The following is a 26,233-nucleotide window of genomic DNA, read 5'->3' on the forward strand; positions in this document are numbered from 1 at the left end:
CACAGACATCGCATCGCGGGTAGGATCAGTAGGCCCCGTCGCGGCGTAACACCACACCTGCGGTTTTGAACAGAATGGCGATGTCGGTCCACAACGCCCAGTTTTTCACATACCAGGAATCGAAATAGACGCGAGTGTCATAGTCGATATCGTTACGACCGCTCACCTGCCACAGACCGGTCATGCCCGGTTTCGCCATCAGGTAATAATCAACATCCCCCGCATAGCGTTCCAGCTCAACTTCAATCACCGGACGTGGACCCACCAGACTCATTTCACCACGAATCACATTCCACAGCTGCGGTAATTCGTCGAGGCTGGTTTTACGCAGGAAGCCGCCAATTTTGGTGATACGTGGATCGTTTTTCAGTTTGAAATCACGATCCCATTCTGCGCGCGCCTCTTCGCTGGTCGCCAGCAGATTTTGCAACACTTCCTGAGAGTTAGTGACCATCGAACGGAATTTCAGGCATTTAAACTTCACGCCATCCTGCCCAACACGCTCATGCCCATAGATCGCATTGCCGCCATCACGTTTTACCATCGCACACAGCAGACCGAATACCGGGGCGAGGAACAGCAGCAACAGGGAGGCGACCACAATATCGAAGGTACGCTTGAGGAAGCGAGAAGAACGTTTTGCCAGGTTATTACTGACGCGCAGGATCATCACTTCGTGGCTGAAGATGAATGACATATCCGTACCGTAGAGCGGCACGCCGCGCAGGGTTGGGATCACGGAGATCGAGCGGCACTTCATTTTGGACAGGAACTTCAGCCATTTATCGCGCACCACCTGCTGTTCAAACTCAGTGGCGACGATAAATTGCGTGTTGTCGCCATCCATCGTTTGCCAGTTGATGTCTTTCCAGGTGATCACGGGTACACCATTAACGTTCTCAGGATGGAGCTCATCTTCCAGTGAGATGAAAGCCTGGACGTTGTAGCCGAGGATTTCCTCACTCTGCAGTGCTGCATAAGCTTCCATGGCATTCTTGCCTGAACCAATAATGATGGTCTCTTTCTGCCACTGACCTGCGCGGTTGATGGCTCGCTTGACCACCGCACGCATCAGCGGCAGCAGTAGCAGTGCGTAAGTCCAGCTAAACACCCAAACCATGCGTGAGAAGTCCCACTTGGAGAAGGCGATCAGCGCCAAATCCAGCAGCGAAAAAACGAACAGGGTTTTTACAATCTCTTTTAACTCGAACCAAAACGGTTTGCGGTAAGTATAATGACGCATGCGCACCCAAAACCACGCGGTGCAAAGTACAGAAAGCCCTAATTGAGCGATAAAGCGGTATTCAATCTGCTGCGGCGGAATAAAGGTGTCCAGTTCTCCCCAAATACCCTGAACGGTTGCTGCAGATAAAAACAAAGCCAGATTCAGAGCAATTAAATCCGAAAAGCTTAAAGCGACTTTTGCGATGAGATTTTTACGCAATCCGCTCCACGAGCGGGTTGCATCATTCATTACCAATGTACTTGCCATAAAACCTGCTCTCTTTTCTTAAGTAAAAGATGGCCTGACCAGAATCAAGTACGCGCTCAGGAGTTGTCCACCGAAAATAAAAAGAAATGATTTTTCAGTGCGATATAAGTCAATGCTGCCATAAGCGCTGCATGGAAAGGGCCGTTTGAGACGTGATGTACGTCACGAAAAGCTGCAGCAACGTTTAAGAGTATGCAGGAGTTATTTGACAGAGTTAATATGGAAATAGTCTTAAAAGGAAATAAATGCTGCGTGAAATAGTGAGTTAGCTAATTGAAATACAAGGTTAAAACCAAAAAAAACGCAGATAGAACGCTTCATTTTAAGACTGCTTTTAGGAATGACCGCCATACGAAGCGGATGGCGGCGGGGGTACATCAGGCGGGTTTTTTTAATACCCAGCGGTCTTGTTGCTTGTCATAGTGTCCGATCTGCAGATCGACGGGCTCGCCATCAATCCACGCCGGCACACTGGTTTCATGATCCCAGCCATCGAGTTGGTAACTCAGGCCGGGGTTGGTATTGCAGGGAATGCTGATGGTATCGAGCTTTTCAGCATTCAGTTCTGCATCAACGATCTCGTAACGACCAATTTTTACCACGTGTCCCATGCGCTTCTCCCGTTTGTGCTGGGTGGAATAGTGATCATAGTCGCTCACACGCAGTTTTGGCGTTTTCGCAGTTCGGATTACTCCTTGTCTTCCATGACACGTACGCCAATTTTAACGATTTGGTTGTCCTCTTTCTCCGCCACGGTCCAGGTCAATTGGTTCCACTCCACCTGATCGCCCACCACGGGTGTACTGCCTAGCAGGCCCATCACCAGTTGACCGAGGGATTGCTGATCGTTGGTGGTTTCATCAAGTTCCAGCCCATAAATTTGCGCCACATCGCGTAAACGTGCCTCAGCATCCAGAATGAAATCACCAAAGAAGCGTTGATCGAGCGCGACGGGTGGCGACTGGCTGAACATTTTACCTAAAGCGGGCAAATCGCGTTCACGTCCAATCACACATAGCACATCGCCCTCTTTAAGGCGCGTACTGCCATTGGGATGCATCAGCGCGTTATCGCGGAACAGGGCAGCGATGCGCGTTTCGCGTGGCATCTGCAAATCACGCAGCGCGGCACCGATACACCATTTGTCAGCACTGAGTTGGTAAACAAACTGCTCCCAGGGGTTTTCAGGGTGGATATCCAGTCCGACGCGGCTGATAGGTGAGGCAGTAGGGGGAACCACAACTTTGGCGCGTTTGGCCGCATAGCCCAGCGAGGTGCCCTGTAGCATTAGCGACACGAGAACCACGAAGAAGGCGATGTTGAAGTAGAGCTTGGCGTTTTCCAGCCCGGCCATCATCGGGAATACCGCGAGGATAATAGGGACTGCGCCACGCAGACCAACCCAACTGATAAAGATGCGTTCGCGGCCGGTAAACCCTTTAAATGGCAACAGACCCACCAGAATTGAAAGCGGGCGCGCCACCAAAATCAGCCAGAGAGATAAAATCATGGCTGGAACGGCGATGTGCCACAGATCAGATGGCGTCACCAGTAAGCCGAGCACGATAAACATGCCGATCTGACTCAACCACGCCATACCATCGAAGGTTTGCAGAATACCGTGACGGTTGCGGATCGGGCTGTTACCCAGCAGATAACCACACAGGTAAACGGCCAGTATGCCGCTGCCTTCCATGACCGTGGTCAGTGCGAACACAATGATGCCGCCGCTTAACGCCAGCAGGGGGTAGAGACCTTGCGCCAGATTGATACGGTTTATCAGTTGCTGTAGTGCCCAGCCGCCGCCCAGCCCCAGTACAATACCGAGACCGAACTGTTGCACCAGATGCACCACAAACATCCAGCTTAAGCCTGACTGGCCTTGCTGGATCATGTCAATCAGCGTGATGGTCAGGAATACCGCCATAGGATCGTTACTGCCGGACTCAATTTCCAGCGTGGAGCTGACACGTTCGTTAAGCCCTTTATCCCCCAGCAGCGAGAAGACTGCGGCGGCATCGGTGGAACCGATAATCGCGCCAATCAGGAAACCTTGCATCAAATCGAGTTTAAAGAGCCAGGCCGCCGCCAAACCGGTTAAACCGGCGGTTATCATCACACCGACCGTGGCGAGCGATAATGCGGGCCCCAGCGCCACCTTGAATGAGCTGGCTTTGGTGCGCATGCCGCCATCCAGCAAAATAATGGCCAGCGCGAGGTTGGATACCAGATACGCCACGGGGTAGTTGTCAAAAGCGATGCCGCCAATTCCGTCAACGCCAGTCAACATGCCTAACGCAAGGAAAATCACCAGAATAGGGATACCAAGCCGTGACGAGAATGAACTCAGAAGAATACTTGCTGCAACCAGCACGGAACCAATAATAAACAAACTGTAAATCATGCTGGCATTCAACGGCGTTCTCCTGCGGTACGAGCGAAAATGACAAACTGCGGGGGATTCACACAGACAAGGTGAAAAGATAATGCCTTATCAATAGCTTGTCAGCGCTTAATTGCATATTTTTTCAATCTGCGGAGCGCTATCCCATAGATCGTTAAAATTGTGTGAAAAATCAGCGGGGATTTGAGGCGAATGAGCGGTGGCGCGGGAAAGAAAAAGCCGGTCAATGACCGGCTTGATGTTCAGGCTTCTGCCACCTGTTTGTGGAAAAGTTCTCTAAATACCGGATAAATGTCTTCTGGCTCGCGGATGTGCTGAATCGCGAAGTTATCAAACATGGCCTGCAGATGTTCATACTCACGCCACAGCGTCTGATGCGCACGGCGCGTGATTTCGATGTAGCTGTAATAACGTACAACCGGCAAAATATGTTTGGCCAGAATCTCATGACATAATGGAGAGTCATCCGCCCAGTTGTCGCCATCAGAGGCCTGTGCCGCATAAATATTCCACTGCGCCGGGTCATAGCGCTCTTTAACCACTTCATCCATTAACTTCAATGCGCTAGACACAATGGTGCCGCCGGTTTCCTGCGAGTAGAAGAACTCCTGCTCATCGACTTCTTTCGCCTGCGTATGGTGACGGATATACACCACCTCCACATTTTTATAGGTACGGCTCAGGAACAGATAGAGCAGAATATAAAAACGCTTCGCCATGTCTTTCGTGGCCTGATCCATTGATCCGGAGACGTCCATCAGGCAGAACATCACCGCCTGGCTCGAAGGCTCGGGGCGCTTCTCAAAGTTCTTGTAGCGCAAGTCGAAGGTATCAATAAAAGGCACACGTTCAATACGTGCCCGCAGTTCGGCAATTTCTTTGCGCAGCCGCTCCTCTTCCAGTAACTGAGCGGGTTCACTGTTTTCCACTTCCGTCAGCGTGGCTTCCAGTTCGTGCAGCATGCGGCGCTTGCCGGCGGTCATCGCAGTGCGACGTGCCAGTGAGTTTTGTAGCGAACGCACCACGCTGATGTTGGCCGGGACCCCATTGGAGGTAAAGCCTGCGCGGTGGGTTTTATACTCATTCAGCTGCCGGTGCTGATTTTTACGCAGATTCGGTAAGGCAAGATCTTCAAACAGCAGATCGAGATATTCATCTTTCGATATCTGGAAAACAAACTCATCTTGACCTTCACCGTCCTGACTGGCGTTGCCCTGACCGCTGCCGCCGCCACCGCCGCCCCCTTGTGGGCGCTCAATGCGGTCGTTCTGGACGAAATGATCGTTCCCCGGATGCACGCGATGGCGACTGCCGCCGCGTCCCTGATGGAAAATGGGCTCATTGATGTCATCGATAGGAATCGAGACAGATTCGCCGCTCTCCACGTCGGTGACCGACCGCTTGTTGATGGCCTCGGAGATCGACTGCTTGATTTGCGACTTGTAACGGCGCAGGAAACGCTGCCGATTGACCGCGCTCTTGTTTTTACCGTTCAGACGCCGATCGATAAAATAGGCCATACATATCCCCCAAACTACAGTGCAAGCCAGGCCGGAACCACTCCGGCCTCCTGTTGCGGCGTCGCGGCGCCGCATAGCTTACAGGTAACGATTAAGACGATTTACGCACGCGCAGATACCATTCGCACAGCAGGCGTACCTGCTTGCGGGTATAGCCTTTCTCCATCATGCGATCGACAAAATCATCGTGTTTTTTCTGTTCGTCCGTTGAGGTCTTGGTATTAAACGAAATCACCGGCAGCAACTCTTCGGTATTGGAGAACATTTTCTTCTCAATAACCGTGCGCAGTTTTTCGTAGCTGGTCCAGTTGGGATTACGTCCACTATTTTGCGCCCGGGCACGCAGCACAAAGTTGACGATCTCGTTACGGAAATCTTTCGGGTTACTGATCCCGGCAGGTTTCTCGATTTTTTCCAGCTCGGCATTCAGTGATTCACGATCAAACAACTGTCCGGTATCGGGATCGCGGTACTCCTGATCCTGAATCCAGAAGTCGGCGTAGGTTACGTAGCGGTCAAAGATGTTCTGGCCGTATTCTGAATAAGACTCCAGATAGGCGGTCTGAATCTCTTTGCCGATAAACTCCGCGTATTTCGGGATCAGATAACCTTTAAGGTGCTCAAGGTATTTCTCTGCCAGATCCTGCGGGAACTGCTCGCGTTCAATTTGTTGCTCCAGTACGTAGAACAGATGTACAGGGTTGGCCGCCACTTCGGCATGATCAAAGTTGAACACGCGCGACAGAATCTTAAACGCGAAGCGGGTCGAAAGGCCGTTCATGCCTTCATCCACGCCGGCGTAGTCATGATACTCCTGCCATGATTTCGCTTTTGGATCGGTATCTTTCAGGCTTTCACCATCGTAGACGCGCATTTTTGAATAGATGCTGGAGTTTTCCGGATCTTTCAAACGCGACAGGATAGAGAAGCGCGCTAAGGTCTCCAGCGTGCCCGGGGCACATGGCGCCGTCGTCAGCTCACTGTGATTGAGCAGTTTGTCGTAGATTTTGATCTCTTCCGACACCCGCAGGCAGTAAGGCACTTTGACGATATACACGCGGTCAAGGAACGCTTCGTTGTTCTTGTTATTACGGAAAGTCACCCATTCTGATTCATTGGAGTGCGCCAGAATGATGCCGTTAAACGGTAGGGCAGAGATCCCTTCAGTACCGTTGTAATTACCTTCCTGAGTGGCGGTCAGTAAGGGATGCAGCACTTTGATCGGTGCTTTGAACATCTCAACGAATTCCATAATGCCCTGGTTCGCGCGGCACAGTGCGCCCGAGTAACCATAAGCGTCAGGATCGTTTTGCGCGTGGTTTTCCAGTTTGCGGATATCCACCTTACCGACCAATGCAGAGATATCCTGGTTGTTCTCATCACCCGGTTCCGTTTTGGCGATGGCCACTTGCTCCAGGATAGAAGGCCAGACTTTGACGACTTTAAAGCGGGTAATATCGCCGCCGAAGTCATGCAGGCGTTTTGCCGCCCACGGTGACATGATGGTGCCCAGGTAACGCCGCGGCACGCCATACTCTTTCTCCAGAATATTGGCGTCTTCCTGCGGGTTGAACAGGCACAAAGGATGATCGTTTACCGGGCTGCGTTCGCCATCAGCGCTCAGCACGTAGATCGGTACGCGTTGCATCAGGGCTTTCAAACGCTCAGCAAGTGACGATTTACCGCCACCGACCGGCCCCAGCAAATAGAGAATCTGTTTCTTCTCTTCCAGGCCTTGCGCAGCGTGTTTCAGGTAGGAGACGATCTGTTCAATCGCTTCCTCCATACCATAAAACTCTTCGAAGGCGGGATAGCGTCCCATGACGCGGTTAGAGAAGATTCTGGAAAGGCGTGGCTCCTGCGCCGTGTCAACCATCACCGGCTCACCGATAGCCATCAATAGTCGCTCTGCAGCGTTGGCGTATGCACTGCGATCCTGCTTACAGATAGCGAGAAATTCCTGCAGTGTGAACTCTTCGTCCTTGGCAGCTTCATAACGCTGACGATAGTGATCGAATATATTCATAGCGATGCCCGTCCTTTCGTTTTTAGCACAGGTAAAGGAGCGAAATTAGATACGTTTGCAGCTCCCGGAAGATATTCTTTATTGAGTACAGCAACCCTTATGCCAACCTGACGTTTTTTTATCGGGATACACAATTCTTATGGTTACTCTGCTCGTATAAAAAGTCTCGTCTTACTTTTAACTGTAGAAGGCATTCAGAAAATCTGCAGACACTTTTCTCCTTATTTAGCGATATATCAATAACAAAGTCTCATAAGCACTAAGGCATTCAGTTTGCATGTCTACGCAGGCAACCAGCCTCAGACTATTCCGTGCGGGTGATAAACATCCCTGATTTAACGTTAACTCATCGCGAAAATTTAGTTAGACTCTGCGTGTGATTGTTATATTAATGGACTGATTAAATTGTGAACCAATTCAAACTTAAAGCGCTTGCTTGTGTTGTTCCTTGTTATTTTGCGGCGTTCAGCACTCATGCAGAACCCTTATCACTCGGGGCTTCAGTTATTTATGCCCAGTCACCTTATCGCGGTGGGCAGGACCGATACATCCCCATCCCGGTCATCAATTATGAAGGCGAAAACTTCTGGTTCCGTAGCCTGCAAGGTGGCTATTACCTGTGGAAAGATCAGCAGAATCAACTGTCGTTAACGCTGCTGGGTTCACCACAGCAGTATGACCCTAAAGATAATGATTTAGGGGATATGAAGGCACTGGATAAGCGTCGGATGACCTTGATGGCGGGTGCCAGCTACCGTCATGTTGCCGATTGGGGCATTGTGCGTACTGCGCTGCTGGGCGATGTGCTGAACAACAGTAATGGCATCATCTGGGATCTTACCTATCTGTATCGCTTCGATTTTGGCGCGTTTAGCCTGACACCAGGCATCGGTGCAATGTGGAACAGCGCCAACCAAAACCGCTACTACTATGGCGTGTCTTCGCATGAAAGCGCACGGACAGGTATTGCTGAATATCAACCGGACGACAGCTGGTCACCCTATGTGGAAATGAATGCCAGCTACCAGATTAGCGATAGCTGGAACGCCAGTTTGTCCGGGCGTTACACCCGTTTTGACAGCGAAATCAAAGACAGTCCGATGGTGGACAAAAGTGGCCAGTTCACCCTCTGGACCGGCATCAGCTACAGTTTCTAATGGTTTTCTGCGACGCCTCTTAATGGGGCGTTTTTATTACATTGCACCAATAGCGCGCCCCATCCTGGGGCATCGGGAGCCTTAATGAAGACAATTCAATTCCGTGGAGAACCAGCATTACCTGCCATTGGGCAAGGAACGTGGTACATGGGGGAGAATGCAGCGCTGCGTCGTCAGGAAGTCTCGGCATTACAGGCTGGATTGGATTTGGGCTTACAACTGATTGATACCGCGGAAATGTACGCCGAAGGCGGCGCGGAAGAGGTGGTGGGCGAAGCGTTACACGGACGCCGCCATCAGGCCTGGCTGGTGTCAAAAGTCTATCCGTGGAATGCCGGCGAAGTGGATGCCATAGAGGCCTGCGAGCGCAGCTTAAAGCGCTTAGAGACCGATTACCTTGATCTCTATCTGCTGCATTGGCGCGGTAATGTGCCACTGGAGGAGACGATTCATGCCATGGAAACCTTGCAACAGCAGGGAAAAATACGGCATTGGGGCGTATCCAATTTCGATACTGACGATCTGCAAGAACTGTGGAGCGAGCCGGGCGGTGAAAACTGCTCGACTAATCAGGTGCTGTATCACCTGGCATCACGAGGAATCGAATACGATTTATTAGCGGCATGCCAGCAACGTGATATGCCGATCATGGCGTATTGCCCTCTGGCGCAGGCGGGACGCTTGCGTCAGTCACTGTTTGAAGATCCCCATTTGCATCAAATTGCACAACAGAAGGGCATCAGCGTGGCGCAATTGCTGCTCGCGTGGGTGATTCGTCGGCCAGGCATGATCGCCATTCCCAAGGCCAGCAGCCAACAACACGTGGCGGAAAATGCGGCTGCGTTAGACCTGCATTTGAGTGTTGAGGAGTTGGCGATCATTGACCGGGCGTTTCCAGCACCGCAACATAAAACGGGCTTAGACGTGGTATAGCGGCGCATCTGCGCCGCGAACCTACTTATTGCGTACGCGCAGGGTGGTACCGAGGCGAGCAGGGGATTCACCGGCACTTTTCATCGGCTTGTTGATGCGAGCCGTTTCTACGCAGACCATGGTTTTGTAACCCTCATTAGGCATATCCGCCATGCTACAGGACAATTCCGGCCCTGGGTTCCATGTGACAACGTCACTTTGATAGTGGTGGTACACTTCAATCTGACGTTTACCCGCGATGTCATGAATCACACTGCAATCCTCGGCAGCCGTGTGAATCCGATCGACGCGATCAGGGTAGGTTTGCTTGCCATCAGCCGAACTGCCCACCGTGTTAGCATTCACCTTGTCAATATAGCTATTTCCTAAGCCACTCACTTCAACCTGAGCAATATCTGCGATCTGGAAGTAGGTGTGCAAGGCTGCGGTGGCTTCATAATCGCCCCAGGCTTCCAACTCGATTTCACAATGCTCGGCGATACGGAAACGGGCCAGCAGGGTGAAATCATGCGGCCACAGCTTCTTCGTTTGTGCGTTGCTTTCCAGTGTGAACGTCAGCATCACGGCATCGTCGTTCTCATCGTGTGCCGTCAGTGTCCAGGGCTGATTACGGGCAAATCCGTGCGCCGGTTCACCTGCAGGGCCAAACCATGGCCAGCAAATGGGCACACCACCGCGAATCGCTTTGCCTGTGGCAAACGGCGTCTTCTCGCTCAACCAAATCACCGGTTGCTGACCGCTGGGCTGCCATGAGAGCAGATGCGCGCCTTGCAGCGCAATCGCTGCACGAACCTTGGGATGACTCACGACGACGATGGGCAAATCGCCCATCTGGCGTTGTGACAGATATGGGGTGATCTGATTCACCACCGGCAAACTATAAAGCGTATCTTGCATCGTCAGACCTTCTCTTCTTCCAAATGAAAAAAAAGGGGCGACCGAAGTCACCCCTTGTCTGGTTCGCCAGTTGCTTACTTAGCAGCAACCAGTGCAATCAGATCCAGAACTTTGTGTGAGTAGCCAGTTTCGTTGTCGTACCATGAAACCAGTTTCACGAAGTTGTCGTTCAGTGCGATACCGGCTTTAGCATCGAATACTGAAGTCAGGGTTTCGCCGTTGAAGTCGGTAGATACGACGTCGTCTTCGATGTAACCCAGAACGCCTTTCATCTTGCCTTCAGATTCAGCTTTGATTACGGCACAGATTTCTTTATAAGTTGCTGGTTTTTCCAGACGTACAGTCAGGTCAACAACAGACACGTTAGGGGTAGGAACGCGGAACGCCATACCAGTCAGTTTACCGTTCAGCTCTGGCAGAACCACGCCCACTGCTTTTGCAGCACCGGTAGAAGATGGGATGATGTTCTGAGCTGCGCCGCGGCCGCCACGCCAGTCTTTGTGAGACGGGCCATCAACGGTTTTCTGAGTTGCGGTGGTGGCGTGAACAGTGGTCATCAGGCCTTCAACGATACCGAAGTGATCGTTGATAACTTTAGCCAGTGGCGCCAGGCAGTTAGTGGTGCAAGAGGCGTTAGAAACGATGTCCTGTCCCTGGTATTTGTCGAAGTTTGCACCACGAACAAACATTGGGGTCGCATCTTTAGATGGACCGGTCAGAACCACTTTCTTCGCACCAGCCTGAATGTGTTTGCGTGCGGTTTCGTCGGTCAGGAAGATACCGGTTGCTTCAGCAACAACGTCAACGCCCACTTCATCCCATTTCAGGTTAGCCGGGTCTTTCTCAGCGGTAACACGGATTTTCTTACCGTTAACAATCAGCGCGCCGTCTTTCACTTCTACGGTGCCGTCGAAACGACCGTGCGTAGAGTCATACTTCAGCATGTAAGCCATGTAATCGGCGTCGAGCAGGTCGTTGATCGCGACGATTTCGATGTCAGAACGCTGCTGTGCAGCACGGAAAACGATGCGACCGATACGGCCAAAACCGTTGATACCTACTTTGATAGTCATATATTCCACCAGCTATTTGTTAGTGAATAAAAGGTTGGCTGTAAAATTACAAAAACCTTACCAGGCGTCAAGCGGAATCGTGTCAATTGTTGCGACAGGTCAATTCCAACGCCAGGAATAATTGGTTGCGCAATCGCTTACGCAGCACCCTTATTGAGCGCCTATGTTACGCCGAATACCGACCGAAAAGGGATGACTTTTGCAAAGGGTGATCGACGTCACAATTTTGCGCTGTGGCAGTCGTGGCGAACGGGTTCGCACGAAAAAAGACCGTGAAGATGTTGTTCGTTTGTTAGAATACTAGTCGATTTTTACAGAATGACACTCCGGAACTCAAAATGGCTAAAGACACCGCACCTGAGGCAAAAATCGCGCAGCTTTCTGAGATGCAGCGCTATGTCACACAGCATCGCGGCACGGAACCTCCTTTCAGTGGCGCACTACTGCACAACAAGCAGGAAGGCATTTACCACTGTTTAGTGTGCAATTCACCGCTGTTCCTCTCCGACTCTAAATATGATTCAGGCTGCGGCTGGCCGAGCTTTTACCAGCCTTACAGCGACGAAGCGATTCGTTACCTGGAAGATGATTCCCACGGCATGCACCGCGTGGAAATTCGCTGTGGCAATTGCGATGCGCATCTCGGCCACGTGTTCCCGGATGGCCCGCAGCCTACCGGTGAGCGCTACTGCGTTAACTCTGCCTCATTGAGCTTTACCGATGAGCAGGGCAAGCAACAAGAGGGCTGAGCATGAAGCAAGAACTGGAAGCCATGCTGGCGGCGATGACGCCGGAAGTCTATGAGCGGCTCGCCACTGCAGTGGAAACCGGTAAATGGCCGGACGGTGTCGCGCTGACGCAGGAGCAGCGCGATAATTGCCTGCAGCTGGTGATGCTGTGGCAGGCGCGTCACAACGACGACCCACAGCATATGACCATTGGCAAAGGGGGCGAGATGGTGATGAAGTCGAAAAAGCAGCTTAAGGAAGAGTTTGGTATCGAGCCGGACATCACGCGCATTAACCTGCACTAGAACGCAAAAGGGCTGGTTTTCACCAGCCCTCATTTTCAGATTATTACCGCACCCTGAGCTTGCATCTGTTCGATGGCAATATCGCTGTCATCAGGATTCAGGTTGACGCCGCGGCAACCCTCTTTCACCACTTCAACGTTATAGCCCAGCTCCAGCGCATCCAGCACGCTGTATTTGACGCAATAGTCGGTAGCGAGCCCCAGCATCACCAGGTCGCTGATGTCGCGTTCACGCAGCCAACTGTCTAGCTCCGTTTTGCGGCGATGGCCGTTATCGAAGAAAGCACTGTAGCTGTCCACATCAGCGTCGCCCCCCTTATGGAACACCGCATCAATCAGTGTGCGGTCCAGTTCTGGGTGGAAATCTGCCCCCACTGAGTTCTCGACTCCGTGATCGGGCCACCAAATCTGCGCCAGACCGTTCAATTCACCCAAGGTATACACCGGTTCGCCAGAGACGGAGGCGAAGCTGCCATGATCTGCCGGATGCCAGTCTTGCAATGCCACTACACATTCTCCCCGATCGCGGAACTCGCGTGCGTAGCGATTAGCAACGGCAACCGTTTGGTCGCCTTCGCGCACCGCCATTGGGCCGCCGGGGCAAAAATCGTTCTGAATATCGATGATTATCAATGCCCGCTTCATTACATCTCGCTCCGTATCAGTCGTCGGTCAGTTCGCCGCGTAAATTCTGTTGCATTCTGGCACGAATTTCCGGGTTGGTGAGGTTTTGGCTCAACAAAAAGTGCAGTTTTGTTAATGTTGCCTCAACGGTAAGGTCAAAACCGCTGATCACCCCCGCATGCTCCAGCGCATTACCGGTGGCATAGCCCCCCATGTTCACTTTGCCGGACATGCATTGCGTCAGATTCACCACCACAATCCCACGTTCGCTGGCCTGCTGCAGTTCAGCCAGGAATTCTGCATTTTGCGGCGCGTTGCCGACACCATAAGAGCGCAGAATCAGTGCTTTCACCGGCTGGCGCAAGAAGTTACGCACCACATCGGCAGAGATCCCGGGGTAAATGGTCACCACGCCAATCGGTTGTGGGGTAATCGGATGCACAATCAACTCGCCGCTGCCCTGTGGTGCCGGCGGCGTATTGAGTTTACGAATGTGAATACCGGCTTCCAGCAAAGGAGGGAGATTCGGTGAAGCGAAGGCGTTGAAGCCGTCAGCATGTGCTTTGGTGGTGCGATTGCCACGAAACAGCGTGTTGTTAAAGAACAACGCCACTTCATTAATGGGATAGTTCGCCGCAACATACAACGAATTGAGGAGGTTCTGCTGACCATCTGAGCGCAATTCCGCCAAAGGAATTTGCGAGCCGGTTACGATGACGGGCTTCGCGAGGTTTTCCAGCATGAATGACAGCGCCGAGGCGGTAAACGCCATGGTGTCGGTGCCGTGCAGAATCACAAAGCCATCATAGCTGTCGTAATTCTGTTTAATGTCATCAGCAATCGATTGCCAATCCAATGGCGTCATATCTGACGAATCCATCAGAGGCTGATATTCGTGGATGGTGAAATTCGGCATCTCAGGCCGATGGAACTCTGGCATATTGGCCAGTTGCTGCTGCAGATGGCCGGAAACCGGAATGTAGCCGTGCGCGGAGCGCTGCATACCGATGGTACCGCCCGTGTAGGCTACATAGATATTTTTCTTTTGCATGGAAGAACTCAGACTTGCCGTAAAACGCGCAGTATAAGGGGATTAACAGCGAAAAGCAGCCCGACCAGCGGCCGGGCTGTAAAGATTAGCGTACGTTGCCGCAGTTCAGGCAGAAGGCGTAGCGATTTTGCGGATCATTGAGATTGTTCATCAGGCCAGGCTGATCTTTCACTGCACTCATTACGTCCAGCATCGGCGCGGGCAGCCACACTTTCAGTGCTGCTGGCAGCATCGCTTGTGCAGAGGCATTCATCTGATTTAACAGCAGGTCAATCATGCCGGGATCGTCCTGATACCAGCTAAGCTGCGGCTTGGCGACTTTTGCCAACTCAGCCGCTTTCGCCACGGCATCGTCAAAATCACCCAACGCATCCACCAGGCCATTGGCTTTAGCATCGCTGCCGGTCCAGACATGACCCTGGGCGATATCATTGATCTGTTCTGGCGTTTTATGACGTGACTTCGCCACCAGTCCGACAAAGTTGCGATAGCCGTTTTCGATGGTCAGCTGCATCAATTGCTGCACTTCCGTCGGCAGGGCTTTGGTAGTGGCTACGTCAGCCAGCGGAGAAGTGGCCACGCCATCCGTGTGTACCCCAATACTGTTCAGGCTATTTTCAACCGTGTTAATCACGCCGAAAATGCCGATTGAACCGGTCAGGGTGCTGGGGGCGGCCACAATGTAGTCTGCTGGCGTCGAGATCCAGTAGCCACCTGAAGCCGCCATGCCGCCCATTGAGACCACCACTGGCTTGCCGGCATCATGGGCTGCGGCTAACTCTTCACGAATCGCTTCCGACGCCGACACGCTGCCACCTGGGCTGTTGACGCGCAGTACAATCGCTTTGATTTTCGGATCGAGACGCGCATCGCGAATCTGCGAAGCGGTGGTATCGCCACCCACGTTTCCGGCGGTTTCCTCACCGTCCATAATCGCACCGCTGGCGAAGATCACCGCAATATTGCCATCCTGGTCCTGCTGAGGCTGCTTCACGGTGTAATCGTAAATGCTGACGTTGCGATAATCGTTATTGGCTTTATCCCAGCCAAAGGTTTTCACCAGTTCCTGATCCGCAGCCGCACGGCTATCCAGCACATCAACCAATTTACTGTTCAGCGCATATTTTGCGGTATCGCCGTCAACAGCCTGCAATCCGCTGATGACGCCGGCTGCTCCCGGGAACAGTTGATCCGGCGTAATCTGGCGATTGGCGGAAACGGTATTCAGGTAGTTCTGCCACAGCTGGCCGATCCAGCGACCATCCGCATCACGGGCTTCCGGAGACATATCGTCACGCAGGAAAGGCTCGACGGCAGATTTGTAGGTGCCCACACGGAACACATGAGAATTGACTTTGAGCTTCTCTAACAGGGATTTGTAATACAACCCATTTGTCGCAAAGCCATGCAGATCAACGGTGCCCTGTGGTGACAGATAAATTTTGGTGGCATAGCTGGCGATGTAGTATTGCGCCTGGCTATAGCTATCACCAATGGCGTATATCGGTTTGCCCGCATCACGGAACTCACGCAGCGATTTGCCCAGATATTGTAATGAGGGTTGATCGCCGCCCGCAAAATCACGCAAATCAAGCACGATCCCGGTGATGTTTTTGTCAGTTTTCGCCTGACGAACCGCATCCACCACGTCGAATAATGAATTCTCTTGCAGGCGATCGCTGCTCGCGCCCAGCAACTCACGGCTGATGCGACTCAGGCGATTGCTGACGGAAGGTTTATCCACCAATACACCGCTTAAATCCACTTTGAGTGCACCCTGTTGCACCGGTTCGCTGCTGTTGGCGCTGGAAAGCTGTAACCAGATACCGACACCAGCGAGGATTAAGACGATGAGGAATAAATTAAGAATGAATTCCCGAATAAAATTCAACACCCGCCAGCTCCAGCGGAACAGGCCAGCAATAATTCGCCACAATGTGCGCATAAACTCTCCATATTCACGTAACAGGGCAGTCGCCACGCGGTCTGCCCCGATGTCGGGTTCATCCTAAAGAGCAGCGTGCGAAATGTCAGCAGGAAATCGCGCCAGACTGTTACAAAAGATCTTGCTGTGCCAGGATTAGCCCACGCTTTTTATTCACGGGAGAATAATGATGGATGCACTGGATTTATTAATTAACCGCCGTTCGGCATCGCGTCTGGCAGAACCGGCACCCGCGGGCGAAGTCTTGCAGAACATTTTGCACGCAGGCTTACGTGCACCGGATCATGGTACGTTGCAGCCGTGGCGCTTTATCATTGTTGAGAATGAAGGGCGTGAGCGTTTTGGTAAATTACTTGAACAAGCGGCGCGTGACAGCGACCTCGATGAAAAGGCGATTGAAAAATCGGCCACTGCACCGTTTCGAGCGCCGATGATTATCACTGTGGTGGCGCACTGTGAAGAGCATGCCAAAGTCCCGCATTGGGAACAGTTGGTTTCAGCCGGTTGTGCCGTGATGGCGATGCAAATGGCCGCGGTGGCACAAGGCTTTAACGGTATCTGGCGTAGCGGCCCATGGACTGACCATCCTTCGGTACGCGAAGCCTTTGGTTGCCGCGAGCAGGATGCGATTGTCGGATTCCTCTATCTCGGTACGCCGCAGCTTAAAGCCAATACCACGGTGGTTGCACCGGACACCACGCAATTTGTCAGTTATTTCTGACAGACATCGGCGGGTTTCTTCGGCAGGGTGAGCCGTGTTGCAAAGATTGCACACCGCGTGTGCGAAAGATCGAGCTTAAACCGCGCAACACTTACCACCGGCTGACAGCCAGGCTAACATACAGCCTTCTGTTCAGCGCATAAGGAACCCGCCATGAGTGAACCTCTTCGTCTGACGCAATACAGCCATGGAGCTGGCTGCGGCTGCAAAATTTCGCCGCAGGTACTGGAAACCATTCTTCATAGTGAGCTGACCCCTTTTCATGACCCTCAGTTGCTGGTGGGCAACGAAACACGTGACGATGCTGCCGTTTATGATCTCGGCAACGGCACGGCGGTGGTCAGCACCACTGACTTTTTTATGCCGATTGTCGATGATCCCCATACCTTTGGCCGTATCGCCGCCACCAATGCCATCAGTGATATTTATGCTATGGGCGGCAAACCGATCATGGCGATTGCCATCCTGGGTTGGCCAGTCAACGTGCTGAGCCCGGAAGGGGCTCAGCAGGTCATTGAAGGCGGGCGTGCGGCGTGTCAGGCTGCTGGCATTGCTCTGGCGGGTGGGCATTCGATCGATGCGCCGGAGCCGATTTTTGGCCTGGCCGTCACGGGAATTGTTGATGTGGCGCGGGTGAAAAAGAACAGCGCCGCGCAGGTGGGGAGCCAGCTGTTTCTCACTAAGCCACTGGGGATCGGCATCCTGACCACCGCCGAGAAAAAAGGCCTTCTGCTGCCAGAACACCAATCCTTAGCGGCGGAGGTGATGTGTCAGTTGAATACAGCCGGTGCCGAGTTCGCCAAACTGGATGGCGTCAGCGCCATGACCGATGTCACCGGTTTTGGCTTGCTCGGACATTTGAGTGAGATTTGCCAGGGGTCAGGTTTGCGTGCGGAAGTCTACGCCACGCAAGTTCCGCGCTTACCGGGTGTCGATGAGTATATTGCTAAAGGTGCCGTGCCCGGGGGTACTCAGCGCAATTTTGCCAGCTATGGCGCCCTTATTTCCGCGATGGACGATGCGACTCGCGCGTTACTGTGCGATCCGCAAACCTCGGGTGGTTTACTGGTGGCGGTGCAACCCAGCGAGGTCGAAGCCTTACAGCGCTGCGCTACATTGGCCGGCGTGCAGGCGACAGCGATAGGTGAACTCTTCGCTGCCGATCCTTCCTGCCCATTAATTACCGTCGTGAATTGACGTAGAAGGAACGACGCCAGACATGCGTTTGTTTATTGCTGAAAAACCCAGCCTGGCGCGTGCCATTGCTGATGTACTGCCGAAACCGCATCGACGCGGTGACGGTTTTATTGCCTGTGGCAACGATCAGATGGTCACCTGGTGTGTCGGGCATTTGTTGGAACAGGCGCAGCCGGACAGCTATGACAGCCGCTATGCGCGCTGGAATCTTGCCGACCTGCCGATCATTCCGGAAAAGTGGCGTTTACAGCCACGCCCGTCGGTGGCGAAGCAACTCAAAGTGATTGAGGGTTTGCTGCAACAGGCGAGTGAAGTGGTGCACGCCGGTGACCCGGATCGTGAAGGTCAGCTGTTGGTGGATGAAGTGCTGGACTACCTGCAACTCGCGCCGGAAAAGCGGCAGAAAGTGCAGCGCTGTCTGATCAACGATCTTAACCCCTCCGCCGTGGAGCGAGCAGTAAGCCGTTTACGTGAGAATCGCGAGTTTATCCCGCTGTGTGTCTCCGCATTGGCCCGCGCCCGCGCAGATTGGCTCTATGGCATCAATATGACCCGTGCCTGGACGCTGTTAGGCCGCAATGCCGGTTATGATGGCGTGTTGTCGGTCGGTCGCGTACAAACGCCGGTGCTCGGCCTGGTGGTGCGTCGTGATGAAGAGATCGAAAACTTCATACCGAAAGATTACTTCGAAGTGAAAGCACACATCGTGACGCCGAAGGATGAGCGTTTTGTTGCCAGTTGGATACCCAGCGACGCCTGCGAACCCTGGCAGGATGAGGAAGGTCGCCTGTTACACCGATCGCTGGCCGATCACGTCTTAGAGCGCATCAACGGCAAGCCGGCGATAGTGACGGGCTATAACGACAAACGGGAATCTGACACCGCGCCATTGCCGTTTTCGCTCTCCAGCCTGCAGATCGAGGCGGCAAAGCGTTTCGGCCTGAGTGCGCAAAACGTCCTGGACTGCTGCCAGCGTCTGTATGAAACCCATAAGTTGATTACCTATCCGCGTTCTGACAGCCGTTATTTGCCGGATGAACATTTTGCCGGACGGCATGCGGTGCTGAATGCGATTCAGGCACACCAGCCCAATTTGACACCGCCCACGGATTTTAATCCTGATCAGAAGAACCGCTGCTGGGATGATAAGAAGGTGGATGCTCACCACGCCATTATCCCTACCGCCCGCGCCAGCAAAGTGAACCTGACGGAAAATGAAGCCAATATTTACGGCCTGGTGGCGCGTCAGTATCTGATGCAATTCTGCCCTGATGCGGTGTTCCGTAAATGCGTTATCGATCTCGAGATTGGCGGCGGCAAGTTTGTTGCCAAAGCGCGCTTTCTGGCAGAAGCGGGGTGGCGTGCCTTACTGGGGAGCAAAGAGCGCGATGAAGAGAACGATGGCACGCCTTTACCGGTGGTCGCGAAAGGGGATGAGCTGCTGTGCGAGCGCGGTGAAGTGCTTGCCAAGCAGACACAGCCGCCGCGCCCGTTTACCGATGCTACCCTGTTATCCGCCATGACCGGCATCGCGCGTTTTGTCCAGGATAAAGAATTAAAGAAAGTGCTGCGTGCGACCGATGGTTTAGGAACGGAAGCGACGCGAGCCGGCATTATTGAATTATTGTTCCGCCGGACATTCCTCGTGAAGAAAGGCCGCTATATTCATTCTACGGACGCGGGCAGGGCGCTGATCCATGCGTTACCTGAAATGGCGGCCCGGCCAGATATGACGGCTCAATGGGAATCGACATTAACACGCATCAGTGAAAAGGCCTGCCGCTACGATGAGTTTATGCAGCCGCTGGTTGCCACGCTGATCGGGTTAATTGGCGAAGCGCGTCAGCGACCCTCGTTGCAATCATTTAGAGGCATTGCCGCACCGGCCGCTAAACGTAAAGCAAAACCGAAATCGACCCGGCGTAAAACCAAGGAGACAGAGTGATGCGTTATATTCTATTAGCGCTCAGCGGGCTGCTGTTGTGCATGAATTCGGCGCAGGCGAACCGCCAGCCGGAAAACAGTCGCATGGGCAATACGGATGTGGTGGTTGATATGCCACCGGAAGTCTGGACACAGGGACAGAATAATCAGCAGAGCAACTGTCTGCAGTGCTGCACTTATGAGAATCGCAGTTATTCTGAAGGGGCGGTCGTGAAAGCGGAAGGCGTGCTGCTGCAGTGCGGGCGTGATGAGAAAGTGATGGGCACTAACCCGCTTATCTGGAAAATCATCAAGTAAAGGTGCGTGGCGTTCTCACGCCACGCAGTTGACTTATTTTTCCAGATTGAACGTCGACCAGACCGGTGCATGATCAGAGGGTTTTTCCATGCTGCGGATCTCGTAGTCGATGCCGCTCTCGATGCAACGTGCGGCCAGCGGTTGGCTGGCCAGCAACAGGTCGATACGCAGACCACGGTTATCATCAAAACCTTTTGAACGGTAGTCGAACCAGGAGAAACGGTCAGCCGTTTCCGGGTATTTCGCGCGCCAGGTATCGACCAGACCCCAATGCAACAGGCGATCCATCCACTCACGCTCTTCTGGCAGGAATGAGCATTTACCGGTGCGCAGCCAGCGCTTACGGTTATCTTCGCCAATTCCGATATCAAAATCGGTACTGCTGATATTCATGTCACCCATGATCAGCACCGGCTTATCAACCGCCAACTGCTGTTCCAGATAATCCTGTAAATCACGGTAGAACTTCTCTTTCGCCGGGAATTTGGTTGGATGGTCACGGCTTTCACCCTGCGGGAAGTAACCGTTAATCACGGTGATGTCGCCAATCGGGCTGGGGATTTCCGCCATGATCAGGCGGCGTTGTGAATCTTCATCATCACCGGGAAAACCACGACGTACCGAAACGGGCTGAGCCTTGGTCAGCAGCGCGACGCCGTAGTGGCCTCTTTGACCATGATAAAAAACGTTGTAACCCAGTTTGCTGACGTCTTCGAGCGGGAACATGTCATCGTGAACTTTGGTTTCCTGCAGGCCAATCACATCCGGCTGATGCTGCTCGACGAGGGCTTCAAGTTGATGGGGGCGTGCGCGCAAGCCGTTGATGTTGAAAGAGATGAATTTCATTTCGCTGCCATTTTTATCCGCAAAAGTATGTCTGGATGGTAGCGAGTTTTCGTTAAAAAGTCATGGATTGAATCGGGAAGAAACGACGATGAGAGCAAGAGGGAAAACGATGGTGGCGGGAGAAGGATTCGAACCTTCGAAGTCGATGACGGCAGATTTACAGTCTGCTCCCTTTGGCCGCTCGGGAATCCCGCCAGGGATATAAAGCTCTTAACGATTCAGGCGGGGGGGATTATTCAGATGGTGGCGGGAGAAGGATTCGAACCTTCGAAGTCGATGACGGCAGATTTACAGTCTGCTCCCTTTGGCCGCTCGGGAATCCCGCCACTGGCCTGAATAATGTGCCTGAAAGCGGGGCGCATCATACCAAATGCGCTCTGACTGTAAAGCGCTGAAAACAAAAATATGAATCGTTTGTCCACTTTTCATCCGTGGCGCTGAAGAGTTGCACAATTCAGCGCCAGGAAGCTTACAGAATGATGGTGCGGTTACCGTAAACGAACACGCGCTGGCCAAGCACTTTATACAGCGCACGGCTCAGGACATTCTTCTCGACATCACGCCCGGCACGCATCATCTCTTCTGCGGTGTAGCTATGGTCGACGTTGATCACGTCCTGCATGATGATTGGACCTTCATCCAGGTTGTCATTCACGTAGTGCGCGGTGGCACCGATAATTTTAACGCCACGCTCGTAAGCCTGATGGTAAGGGCGCGCGCCGATAAAGGCAGGCAGGAACGAGTGGTGAATGTTGATGATTTGATTAGGGTAACGCTGCACGAAGGCCGGTGTCAGCACGCGCATGTATTTTGCCAGAACCACGTAATCCGGCTGGTAACGATCAATTTCGTCGCCCATGCGATTGTCATGCTCTTCGCGCGTTAGGCCTTCATGGCTGACCAGCACAAACGGAATATCGAAACGTTCAACCAGCGAGCGCAGTGTTTCATGGTTACCGATGACGGCAGCAATCTCCATATCGAGACCACCGAACGCGCATTTCATCAGTAAATCGCCCAGGCAGTGCGCCTCTTTAGTCACCAAAATCACCACGCGACGACGGCCGGCACTCTGCAATTCACGGACCGAACCTACTGGCAATGCGCTGTCGAGATCGGCCAGCAGGGTATTGTCGTTGAAAATCCCCTCCAGCTCTGTGCGCATGAAAAAGCGCCCGGTACGGTGATCGACAAACTCGTTGTTTTGCACAATGTTGAGTTCATGCTTGTAGCAAATATTGGTGATCTTGGCGATCAGACCTTTCGCGTCTGGGCAAATGGTCCGTAAAACTTTTCGTTGCGTGTTTTGCGCTTGCATCTCGATCAGAGTCCTGTCAAAGCGATGAATGGTAAAGCCGTTGTGCATCTGTCCAGATTAACCACAACATTTTTTGTATTTTTTATCGGAGCCACAAGGACAGCGATCGTTGCGCCCCAGATCGGGCACTGTTCCGTCGATATAGTACCAGCGTTGATCCTCACGAAGAAAGCGTGAACATTCATAGATGGCCGAAGTGCGCTCTTTTTCGCGGTAACGCGCGAAAAAGGTCACAAAGGCTTCATTCTCGTGGCTTCCATGATTACAACGGGTTACATTCAAGCCCAGCCATTCAGTGCCGGAAAAACTTTCAGATAATAACGTCTCAAGGTCGGCCACACGCTTACTGGAGTGCCAGGTCGCAGCCAGATAGCCCGCGTTCTTTTCAACATAAGCGGTATAGCGTGAACGCATTAATTGTTCAGCGCTGGCAGGGAATGCCTGACCGCTCAGAAAGGGCTGGCAACATAAGCTATAATGCTTTCCGCTGCAGCAGGGGCACTTTTCAGACACGTCATCTCCTGTGAGTGATTAAAGTTAATTAAAGTGTGCGCTATGGTAGCCGACTGCTGAGCGGGATGCTACGTACCAGACTAATCACGAGGTGCGATGAGAAAGGTGAGGATCGGGCTGGCCCTGGGTTCAGGTGCCGCCAAAGGTTGGGCGCACATTGGTGTAATTAATGCGCTGGAGCGTGCCGGCATTGAAATTGATGTGGTTGCAGGCTGCTCAGTCGGCGCGCTGGTGGGATCGGCGTACGTCAATGGGCGGCTGGGCGTAATGGAAAAGTGGGTGAGTGCATTTCGCTATTGGGACGTGATCCGCCTCATGGATCTGTCGTGGCAGCGTGGTGGTTTGCTTCGCGGTAACCGCGTGTTCAGCCACATCCGTCAGTTGATCCCCAATGAATTTATTGAGGGGTGCAATAAACCTTTTGGCGTGGTGGCCTCGAATTTAAGTACCGGCCGTGAGTTGTGGTTAACCGAAGGTGATTTGCATCAGGCAGTACGCGCGTCCTGTAGTATGCCAGGCTTATTACCACCTGTTGGCTACAATGGTTACTGGCTGGTGGATGGTGCCGTGGTCAATCCGGTCCCAATATCTCTGACACGAGCCCTTGGCGCCGATATTGTCATCGCGGTGGACTTACAGCATGACGCGCATTTAATGCAGCAGGATTTATTGTCGGTGACACCACAGAGCGGCGAAGAAGAGGCCGCGGCTGAAGCATTAAGCTGGGGCAAAAAATTGCGCCAGCGCATACTGGGTCTGACGCACCGCCGGGCCAATCAAACGCCGGGCGCCATGGAGATCATGTCCACATCCATCCAGATTCTGGAAAACCGCCTTAAACGTAATCGTATGGCGGGCGATCCACCGGATGTGCTGATTCAACCGTTTTGTCCGCAGATATCCACACTGGATTTTCATCGTGCAGAAGAAGCCATTGCGGCAGGTAAAGCCGCCGTCGAGAAAAAAATGGATGAACTATTACCGCTGGTCCGTGGCAGATAATCAGGTTGTTCATTCACAGGCAGTGCGACTTCAGTCAATTCTGAAAGGCGTAACTGCGTTTTATGAACCACTATTGAAATATCTGGTACGCAGGGGGAGAGAATGGAAAAACCACTAATCGGCAAAAAGATACTCATTGTCGAAGATGAGGTCGTTTTCCGTTCGATGTTAGACACTATGTTGGTAGGGCTGGGAGCCAGCACGCTGGAAGCGGGAGATGGCCTCGATGGCTTAACCTTACTGTCGGCTCAAGCCGTGGATCTGGTGATTTGCGATCTGGAGATGCCGCGCATGGGGGGGCTTCAGTTCGTCGAACGTATTCGCAGTCGCGGCAATAGCGTGCCAATTTTGATCATCTCCGCCACGCAGAACATGGCAGATATTGCGCATGTCCTGCGCCTTGGGGTTCAGGATGTTCTGCTTAAGCCGCTCAGAAACCTCGAACGTTTTCGTGAAGCTGTATATGAGTGTCTTTACCCTTCGATGTTCACTTCTAAAGTTGAGGAAGATGAACAACTGTTTCAGGACTGGGATGCACTGGTTCGCGATCCTTTAGCTGCCTCGAAGCTACTGAAGCAGTTGCAACCGCCGGTTCAGCAAACCATCGCCAATTGCCGCATTAACTATCGCCAACTGACCATGGCTGAACAGCCGGGGCTGGTGCTGGATATTGCCGCGTTGTCCGACAAGGATTTGGCCTTCTACTGTCTTGACGTGACCCGAGCAGGCGATAATGGCGTGTTGGCCGCCTTACTGTTGCGCGCGCTGTTCAACGGCCTGTTACAGGAACAACTTTCCGGACAGAAACAGCGCCTGCCGGAGTTAAACGGCCTGCTGCGCCAGGTCAATATGCTGTTACGCCAGGCCAATCTCAGTGGCCAGTTCCCCTTGCTGGTGGGGTACTACCATCGTCAGTTGAAAAACCTGATTCTGGTCTCCGCTGGCCTCAACGCCACATTGCACATTAACACCCATCAGATTCAACTCAGTAATGGCGTGCCGCTTGGTACTATGGGCAGTACGCACCTCAATCAGATCAGTCAACGCGCGGATGCCTGGCAGTGCCATGTGTGGGGCGCGGGTGGCAGGCTACGGCTGATGTTATCGGCTGAAGAATAAGCGATCGGATTTATATTTTTTGCGGGCTGGAGACAGGGCCAGGGGTAAGCTTTACACTTGGGTAATAGTCTTAAATTCCGCGGATTAGCTCCATCCAGGATAAATCCGTCTGATAGTAACTGATATACTCATTTCGTTTTTAAACCGACATATCAAGTATTAACTTGAACGGCCTATTAAGAGAGGTATTTAGATGTCTGCCTATAAGTCTAAAGTAAAAAAAGCGGTAATCCCGGTTGCAGGTCTGGGTACGCGTATGCTGCCTGCTACTAAAGCTATTCCAAAAGAGATGTTACCGCTGGTCGATAAGCCGCTGATCCAATATGTCGTGAATGAGTGTATCGCTGCGGGCATTAACGAAATCGTGTTGGTTACACACTCTTCTAAAAACGCCATCGAAAACCATTTTGATACCAGTTTTGAACTGGAATCCATGCTGGAAAAACGCGTTAAGCGTCAGCTGTTGGACGAAATCCAGTCTATCTGTCCTCCACACGTGACCATCATGCAGGTGCGTCAGGGTATTGCGAAAGGCCTTGGCCACGCAGTGATGTGTGCACACCCACTGGTCGGTGATGAGCCGGTTGCCGTGATTCTGCCGGATGTGATCATCGACGAGTACGAATCTGATCCGACCAAAGACAACCTGGCAGAAATGCTGGCGCGTTACGAAGAAAGCGGCCGCAGCCAGATCATGGTAGAGCCGGTTGCTGATGTGACCGCTTACGGTGTCGTTGACTGCAAAGGTGCTGACCTGGCGCCAGGCCAGAGCGCGCCTATGGTGGGTGTGGTTGAGAAGCCTAAAGCTTCTGAAGCGCCATCTAACCTCGCGGTTGTGGGTCGTTACGTGCTGTCTGCTGACATCTGGCCTCTGCTGGCGAAAACCCCTCCAGGTGCTGGCGGCGAAGTTCAGCTGACTGACTCCATCGCCATGCTGATGGAAAAAGAGACCGTTGAAGCCTATCACCTGACCGGTGTAAGCCATGACTGCGGTAACAAACTGGGTTATATGCAGGCTTTCGTTGAGTATGGCGTTCGTCATCCAGTACTGGGTAAAGACTTTACTCAATGGCTGGAAGGCGCTGTAGGCAACAAAAAGTAATTCATTAAACACAGGATAAT

At 52.7% G+C, this 26,233-nt stretch carries 24 protein-coding genes and 2 tRNA genes; 11 read left to right on the top strand and 15 right to left on the bottom strand.

Features of this window, described 5'->3' with window-relative positions; all coding sequences use genetic code 11:
• Positions 1-25: 25 nt before the first annotated feature.
• The 5 genes from wbaP to yeaG all read right to left on the bottom strand — a co-directional run bounded on the left by wbaP (position 26) and on the right by yeaG (position 7,442).
• Complete coding sequence (gene wbaP / locus VI01_RS17655) at positions 26-1,492, bottom strand: undecaprenyl-phosphate galactose phosphotransferase WbaP (RefSeq protein WP_045816080.1); 1,467 nt, start codon at positions 1,490-1,492, stop codon at positions 26-28.
• Between the two features lie 377 nt (positions 1,493-1,869).
• Entirely contained in the window at positions 1,870-2,103 is a 234-nt protein-coding gene (locus VI01_RS17660) for a DUF1480 family protein (protein WP_034828766.1), read from the bottom strand.
• A 77-nt stretch (positions 2,104-2,180) separates the two neighbouring features.
• Complete coding sequence (locus tag VI01_RS17665) at positions 2,181-3,908, bottom strand: potassium/proton antiporter (protein ID WP_038646621.1); 1,728 nt, start codon at positions 3,906-3,908, stop codon at positions 2,181-2,183.
• Positions 3,909-4,138: 230 nt separating this feature from the next.
• Positions 4,139-5,416 carry a YeaH/YhbH family protein gene (locus VI01_RS17670; protein WP_034828771.1) on the bottom strand — a complete coding sequence of 426 codons (1,278 nt, stop codon included), beginning with the start codon at positions 5,414-5,416 and terminating at the stop codon, positions 4,139-4,141.
• Between the two features lie 91 nt (positions 5,417-5,507).
• Positions 5,508-7,442 carry a protein kinase YeaG gene (gene yeaG, locus VI01_RS17675; protein WP_045816081.1) on the bottom strand — a complete coding sequence of 645 codons (1,935 nt, stop codon included), beginning with the start codon at positions 7,440-7,442 and terminating at the stop codon, positions 5,508-5,510.
• A 407-nt stretch (positions 7,443-7,849) separates the two neighbouring features.
• Between yeaG and VI01_RS17680 the strand changes: the two genes are divergently transcribed.
• Both VI01_RS17680 and VI01_RS17685 read left to right on the top strand, forming a co-directional pair.
• Positions 7,850-8,599 carry a MipA/OmpV family protein gene (locus VI01_RS17680; RefSeq protein ID WP_045816082.1) on the top strand — a complete coding sequence of 250 codons (750 nt, stop codon included), beginning with the start codon at positions 7,850-7,852 and terminating at the stop codon, positions 8,597-8,599.
• An 84-nt stretch (positions 8,600-8,683) separates the two neighbouring features.
• On the top strand, positions 8,684-9,532 hold the full coding sequence (locus tag VI01_RS17685; protein WP_045816083.1) for an aldo/keto reductase: 849 nt from the start codon (positions 8,684-8,686) through the stop codon (positions 9,530-9,532).
• Positions 9,533-9,553: 21 nt separating this feature from the next.
• Here the strand turns inward: VI01_RS17685 and VI01_RS17690 are convergent, their stop codons facing one another.
• On the bottom strand, positions 9,554-10,429 hold the full coding sequence (locus VI01_RS17690; RefSeq protein ID WP_045816084.1) for a D-hexose-6-phosphate mutarotase: 876 nt from the start codon (positions 10,427-10,429) through the stop codon (positions 9,554-9,556).
• A 74-nt stretch (positions 10,430-10,503) separates the two neighbouring features.
• Positions 10,504-11,502: a glyceraldehyde-3-phosphate dehydrogenase gene (gene gapA / locus VI01_RS17695; protein ID WP_039335472.1), complete on the bottom strand. Its 999-nt coding sequence runs from the start codon at positions 11,500-11,502 to the stop codon at positions 10,504-10,506.
• A gap of 338 nt (positions 11,503-11,840) precedes the next feature.
• Between gapA and msrB the strand changes: the two genes are divergently transcribed.
• Positions 11,841-12,251, top strand: a complete 411-nt coding sequence (gene msrB, locus VI01_RS17700) for a peptide-methionine (R)-S-oxide reductase MsrB (protein WP_034828790.1) — start codon at positions 11,841-11,843, stop codon at positions 12,249-12,251.
• 2 nt (positions 12,252-12,253) lie between these two features.
• Entirely contained in the window at positions 12,254-12,535 is a 282-nt protein-coding gene (locus tag VI01_RS17705) for a YeaC family protein (RefSeq protein WP_045816085.1), read from the top strand.
• Between the two features lie 35 nt (positions 12,536-12,570).
• Here VI01_RS17705 and pncA read toward each other — a convergent pair whose 3' ends face one another.
• The 3 genes from pncA to sppA all read right to left on the bottom strand — a co-directional run bounded on the left by pncA (position 12,571) and on the right by sppA (position 16,154).
• Complete coding sequence (gene pncA, locus VI01_RS17710) at positions 12,571-13,179, bottom strand: bifunctional nicotinamidase/pyrazinamidase (protein WP_034828795.1); 609 nt, start codon at positions 13,177-13,179, stop codon at positions 12,571-12,573.
• Positions 13,180-13,195: 16 nt separating this feature from the next.
• Positions 13,196-14,209: an asparaginase gene (ansA, locus tag VI01_RS17715; protein WP_038646633.1), complete on the bottom strand. Its 1,014-nt coding sequence runs from the start codon at positions 14,207-14,209 to the stop codon at positions 13,196-13,198.
• An 85-nt stretch (positions 14,210-14,294) separates the two neighbouring features.
• Complete coding sequence (sppA, locus tag VI01_RS17720; protein WP_045816086.1) at positions 14,295-16,154, bottom strand: signal peptide peptidase SppA; 1,860 nt, start codon at positions 16,152-16,154, stop codon at positions 14,295-14,297.
• A gap of 169 nt (positions 16,155-16,323) precedes the next feature.
• Between sppA and VI01_RS17725 the strand changes: the two genes are divergently transcribed.
• From VI01_RS17725 to VI01_RS17740, 4 genes are all read left to right on the top strand, one after another.
• Complete coding sequence (locus tag VI01_RS17725) at positions 16,324-16,875, top strand: NAD(P)H nitroreductase (RefSeq protein ID WP_045816087.1); 552 nt, start codon at positions 16,324-16,326, stop codon at positions 16,873-16,875.
• A 153-nt stretch (positions 16,876-17,028) separates the two neighbouring features.
• Complete coding sequence (selD, locus tag VI01_RS17730) at positions 17,029-18,072, top strand: selenide, water dikinase SelD (protein WP_045816088.1); 1,044 nt, start codon at positions 17,029-17,031, stop codon at positions 18,070-18,072.
• A 22-nt stretch (positions 18,073-18,094) separates the two neighbouring features.
• Positions 18,095-20,017 (top strand): DNA topoisomerase III, encoded by a 1,923-nt coding sequence (locus VI01_RS17735; RefSeq protein ID WP_045816089.1) that lies wholly within the window; start codon positions 18,095-18,097, stop codon positions 20,015-20,017.
• Between the two features lie 41 nt (positions 20,018-20,058).
• Positions 20,059-20,313 carry a YnjH family protein gene (locus VI01_RS17740; RefSeq protein WP_369801883.1) on the top strand — a complete coding sequence of 85 codons (255 nt, stop codon included), beginning with the start codon at positions 20,059-20,061 and terminating at the stop codon, positions 20,311-20,313.
• Between the two features lie 33 nt (positions 20,314-20,346).
• On the opposite strand, the gene xthA is transcribed toward VI01_RS17740, so the two are convergent.
• From xthA to VI01_RS17765, 5 genes are all read right to left on the bottom strand, one after another.
• On the bottom strand, positions 20,347-21,159 hold the full coding sequence (gene xthA / locus VI01_RS17745; protein WP_045816091.1) for an exodeoxyribonuclease III: 813 nt from the start codon (positions 21,157-21,159) through the stop codon (positions 20,347-20,349).
• A 110-nt stretch (positions 21,160-21,269) separates the two neighbouring features.
• Positions 21,270-21,354, bottom strand: a tRNA-Tyr gene (locus VI01_RS17750).
• Positions 21,355-21,400: 46 nt separating this feature from the next.
• Positions 21,401-21,485, bottom strand: a tRNA-Tyr gene (locus VI01_RS17755).
• A gap of 143 nt (positions 21,486-21,628) precedes the next feature.
• On the bottom strand, positions 21,629-22,477 hold the full coding sequence (gene purU / locus VI01_RS17760) for a formyltetrahydrofolate deformylase (RefSeq protein ID WP_034828882.1): 849 nt from the start codon (positions 22,475-22,477) through the stop codon (positions 21,629-21,631).
• Positions 22,478-22,534: 57 nt separating this feature from the next.
• Positions 22,535-22,990, bottom strand: coding sequence for a YchJ family protein (locus VI01_RS17765; RefSeq protein ID WP_045816092.1), 456 nt, complete (start codon positions 22,988-22,990; stop codon positions 22,535-22,537).
• Between the two features lie 96 nt (positions 22,991-23,086).
• On the opposite strand from VI01_RS17765, the gene rssA reads away from it, so the two are divergent.
• From rssA to galU, 3 genes are all read left to right on the top strand, one after another.
• Positions 23,087-23,992 (top strand): patatin-like phospholipase RssA, encoded by a 906-nt coding sequence (gene rssA / locus VI01_RS17770; RefSeq protein ID WP_045816093.1) that lies wholly within the window; start codon positions 23,087-23,089, stop codon positions 23,990-23,992.
• A gap of 102 nt (positions 23,993-24,094) precedes the next feature.
• Positions 24,095-25,111, top strand: coding sequence for a two-component system response regulator RssB (gene rssB, locus VI01_RS17775; RefSeq protein WP_034828815.1), 1,017 nt, complete (start codon positions 24,095-24,097; stop codon positions 25,109-25,111).
• 193 nt (positions 25,112-25,304) lie between these two features.
• Positions 25,305-26,213 carry a UTP--glucose-1-phosphate uridylyltransferase GalU gene (gene galU, locus VI01_RS17780; protein WP_034828817.1) on the top strand — a complete coding sequence of 303 codons (909 nt, stop codon included), beginning with the start codon at positions 25,305-25,307 and terminating at the stop codon, positions 26,211-26,213.
• Positions 26,214-26,233: the final 20 nt, after the last annotated feature.

Origin of the sequence: Pantoea sp. SM3, assembly GCF_000963995.1 — a bacterium.
GTDB classification, from domain to species: Bacteria; Pseudomonadota; Gammaproteobacteria; order Enterobacterales; family Enterobacteriaceae; genus Pantoea; species Pantoea rwandensis_B.